The sequence below is a fragment of the Comamonas sp. genome (genome assembly GCF_036666375.1).
Classification (GTDB): domain Bacteria; phylum Pseudomonadota; class Gammaproteobacteria; order Burkholderiales; family Burkholderiaceae_C; genus Comamonas.
Map to the genome: position 1 here is coordinate 1 of NZ_JAVWWA010000039.1, position 4,650 is coordinate 4,650.

The 4,650-nt window shown below is 61.1% G+C and carries 2 protein-coding genes; both read right to left on the reverse strand.

Annotation, left to right across the window (positions count from 1 at the left end; genetic code table 11):
• The coding region (locus RR928_RS11565; RefSeq protein WP_332682584.1) for an Ig-like domain-containing protein at nucleotides 1-4,133 on the reverse strand (4,133 nt) is incomplete at its 3' end.
• A gap of 184 nt (nucleotides 4,134-4,317) precedes the next feature.
• The coding region (locus RR928_RS11570; protein WP_332549176.1) for a hypothetical protein at nucleotides 4,318-4,650 on the reverse strand (333 nt) is incomplete at its 5' end.

Here is a 4,650-nt window from a genome sequence, read left to right on the forward strand (position 1 = left end):
GGTGTTGTCGGCGTACCGGGGTTGGGTGCCGGGGTGGTATTTGTCACTGCCGTGGCGGCGAGTGTCGCGGCATCGTTGCCGGCCAAGTCCTGGAGGGTGTCCATATCGTCGAGCGGGCTGGGGTCGTCATAGGCAACCGTTACCACTTGGCCATGGGCCACGGGGGTGGCCAGGGTCAGGGTCACGGTCTTCCCGATGGCGTTGACGGCGGCTGCAGTGACCGCATTGGGAAGCTGTCCGACCATCACGGTGAAGGCTGCAGGATCCAGGAGATTGGCGGCATCCAGCGTATCCACATCGGTGTAGCTCAGTACCAGGGTGCTGCCGTTGACGCGGGCCGAGGAAAAAACCGGAGCATCCGAATCGATAGTCACGGAGAGCTCTGCCGAGGCTGCGCTGACATTGCCGGCTGTATCTGTGGCTTTGATGGTGAGGTTGTGCGTGCCCTGGGTCAGCGTGCTGCTGGTGATCGACCAGTCGCCCAAGGGATTGGCAACGGTGATGCCCAGCACTGTAGTTCCTCCGGTGTCGTACAGCGTCACGGTGCTGTTGGCCTCCGCCGTGCCGTTGATTAGGGGCGTGGAGACATACGTGATGTTGTCGCTGTCGGAGGCTCCTGAATCACTGCCTGCATCCAGGTTCGGCGCGGGCGCTGCCGCGGGAGGGGTGGCGTCTATGGTGACAGTCAGCCCGGCAGAAGCTGCGCTGACGTTGCCCGCCACATCCGTCGCTTTGGCGGTCAGGGTGTGAGTGCCTTCGGCCAGCGCATTGCTGGTAATGGACCAGACACCACCGCCATCAGCGAGTGCCGTACCCAGCACCGTGACGCCATCGGAATCGTACAGTGTGACCGAGCTATCGACGTCGGCCGTGCCTGTGAGCGTGGGCGTGGTGACATTCGTGATGTTGTCGAACGAAGAGATGCCGGAATCGCTGGCCTGCAACAGGTCCGGCGCGGACGGAGGGGCAACGGAGGTATCGATGGTAAGCATCAGCGCGCTGGAGGCAAGGCTCGTGTTGCCCGCCATATCCGTGGCCCGGGTGCTCAGGAAATGCGTGCCCTCGGACAGGCTGATGCTGGTGATGGACCAGTTGCCCAGGAGATCGGCAGCGGTGCTGCCCAGCACTGTCGTGCCATCGGTGTCGTACAGCGTGACCGTGCTGAAGGCCTCGGCCGAGCCTTCGATGTCGGGCGTTGAGACGCTTGTGATGTGGTCCGTCGATGATATGCCCGAATCGCTGGCTGAATTCAGGGTGGGCGCGGAGACGGCAGGGGCCAGGGTGTCGAAGGTCAGCCCGGTCAGCATGCCTGAAGAGCCACTGTTGCCGGCAATATCGGTGTAGGAGCCGGATGCCACCGTGATGCTGGCAGTGCCGGCGTTTGTCCCGGCCGTGGGCGTGAACGTCGCGGTGCGGGTCAGACCTGAGCCAGTGATCGCGCTGAGCGTGCCACCGGATACCTCGACATCTCCGGGCGATCCGTCCCACGTAAATGAACTGCCAGGGTCCTCGCTGAACGTGAACGTGATGGTGGTCGTATCGCCGATTTTCAGCGTGGAGGCGCCGCTGGTGATGGTTAGTGTCGGGGCCACTCCGTCGATGACAATGTTCTTGTTCGCCCCCAGAGAGCCAGCGCTGCCCGGAGCGGGCAGCGTCAGCACGGCGTCGTTGCCAGCCGTATCCCGCAGGGTTCCGCCCGCCAGAGACAGCGCTGCCGTGCTGGTGAAATCCAAGTCGGCCGAAATGTCGCCTGCCTGAACCGTGTAACTGAAAGTCAGTGTACTTGTGCCGCTGCCGCTGGCATAGTTGATCGCCCGGTCCGTGGTGCCCGTCTCCAGCGCGAGCTGGGGCGTGCCATTGACGGTGATGTCCTCGCTGAAGTTGATTTGCACGCTGATCGCGTCGCCGATCTTGTAGGTGCCGTTGGCCGTGCTGGAGTTGATGCTGCTGACGGCGGGGACCACGCCGTCAATGACGATGGCGTTGTTCGCCCCCAGTGAGTTGGCAGCGCCAGGAAATGGCAGTGTCAGCGTGGCGGCGTTGCCAGCCGCGTCGCGGATGGTACCGCCATTGAGTGCCAGGGCGCTGGTGGCCAGGTAGTCCAGATCCGCGGAGCTGTCGCCCGCCTGCACGGTATAGCTGAAGGTCAGCGCGCTGCTGCCGGACCCGCTGGTGTAGTTGATCGTCCTGCCCGTCTCCAGCGTCAGTTGGGGCGTGCCGTTGACGGTGACAACCTCGCTGAAGTTGACTTGCACGCTGATCGCATCGCCTATCTTGTAAGTGCCGTTGGCCGAGCTGGAATTGACGCTGCTGACGGTGGGGACCACGCCGTCAATGACGATGTTCTTGTTCGCCCCCAGTGAGTTGGCAGCGCCAGGAAATGGCAGTGTCAGCGTGGCGGCGTTGCCAGCCGCGTCGCTGATAGTGCCGCCATTGAGTGCCAGGGCGCTGGTGGTCAAGAAGTCCAGATCAGCGGAGGTGTCGCCCGCCTGCACCGTATAGCTGAAGGTCAGCGTGCTGGTGCCGGACCCGCTGGCGAAGTTGATCGTCCGGTCGGTAGAGCCCGTCTCTAGCGTCAGCTGGGGCGTGCCGTTGACGGTGACAGCCTCGCTGAAGTTGATTTGCACGACGATCGCGTCGCCGATCTTGTAAGTGCCGTTGGCCACGCTGGAATTGACGCTGGTGACGGTGGGGACCACGCCGTCAATGACGATGGCGTTGTTCGCCCCCAGTGAGTGGGCCGCGCCAGGAAATGGCAGTGTCAGCGTGGCGGCGTTGCCAGCCGCGTCGCTGATAGTGCCGCCATTGAGTGCCAGGGCGCTGGTGGTCAAGAAGTCCAGATCAGCGGAGGTGTCGCCCGCCTGCACCGTATAGCTGAAGGTCAGCGTGCTGGTGCCGGACCCGCTGGTGTAGTTGATGGTCCGGTCGGTAGAGCCCGTCTCCAGCGTCAGCTGGGGCGTGCCGCTGTCGACGAAGACGTTCTCGCTGAAACTGACCTGGACGGAGATGGCACTGCCCACTTTGTAGGTGCCGTTGGGAGTGATGGAGCTCACGCCGGTGACGGAGGGGGGCGTGTTGTCTGGAGGAATTCCGGCATCGAAATCCAGGTTGTCTATGGTGATGATGGTGTTAAAGCCGGTAAACCTGATTTCATCGATGTAATTCCAATCACTGTTGAAAGTGAGCGTGCCGCCAAAACCAGGGGAAACCGCATTCTTTGCATAGGTCACGGAACCCGTAGATTGAGAAATCCCTGTATTGAAGCCATTGGTTGCGACCGCAACGCCATCGCGGTAGCCCGTGATAGTGAGTTGGCTGCTGGCACCCAGGTCATTTCCTGCATCGATCTCCATCGAGACGATGCGAAACTCTGTTCCGTCCGCGGAGGCGATCCGTGCATCGACTGCCCCGGGCGTATACGTCACACCATCGTAGTTGAACATCATGCCCAGATCACCAGCTCCAGTGATGCTGGTGTTGGAAGACTCGGTGAGAGCGACAACTGCGCCGTTGGTCTCCGTGGGACTGACCATCGAGTAGGTCAGGCCTGCGAGGGTCTCTCCGGTATTAGGTATATTCCGCGGAAACTCGCTGTTGAAAAACTGGTCAGAGGGGGTGACCAGCAGATTCCGATAAGCGCTGGCGCTCAGTGATGCCGTACCGACCTCTCCCACATGGAGCTCAAGCTGCCAATCGCCCCCTTGGTCGGCAGCACCGGTGGCGTTGTTGGACGCAGCGATGTCGGCTTGGGTCAGGCGTGCCAGTTCGCCCAGCAGCGCCGCGCCCTGTGGGCCTTTCCCGGAGTAGCAGCCATAGATCAGGATGTCGCCATCGTTTGCCAGTGCCGCGCCAATGGCATCCAGCGTCTGACTGTACTGGCCGATGTTCTGGGCACTCAATGACATGTTGCCCAGCTCTGCCGTACCGCCCGACCCATGGCTTAACAAGTGGATTGCATCTATGCCGGAACGACCGTTCAGATAGCCGGCGATCTGTTGCAGCCCGTCCCGGTTGCCATCGAGTACCACCAATTCAGCACCCTCGGGTGCGGCGGCGACCAGGGTCTGCCAGTCTGTCAGGTTGTCGAACACGAAGACAATTTCTTTGCTGGCAATGGACGGGCTTTGATTCATGTCGGGCTCTTGGTTTGGTTTGACTGGTGTTCGGCCATCAGCACCGGTACGAAGCGCTAATGGATGCAAGAAATGCCGTGTTCACGAGACGCGCAGACGTGGTGCGAATGCAAGACCCTTACCGCAGTCCCCGCATGGACGAGAGATAGCAAAAATCTACTTTTACACATTGTTTCCTTTGTTGTCACTTATTTTCTAGTTCGATTGACATGCAATGCTGCGGCAAACCGCAATGCGGAGGCACTAATTCACAAAAGGTTTGAAAACTGCCGGCTGCAAAGCACAACACAGCGTCAGAGGTCTCGATGTGCCTTTTCGTGCGCTGCGACCGCTGATGCCTCATCGCTTCAAATAGCACCGACAACGACTTGTGGTCGTATCCTTTGTCTGCGGGCAATTTGCCGGGACCTTGTTCTCCGTCGTTCGGATCACCGGCTGGTCGGTCGTAGGCGCGCTGCCCACCACCTTGGTCCACGATCGCTGCTTCACCTGACCGCTGACCGCTGACCGCTGACCG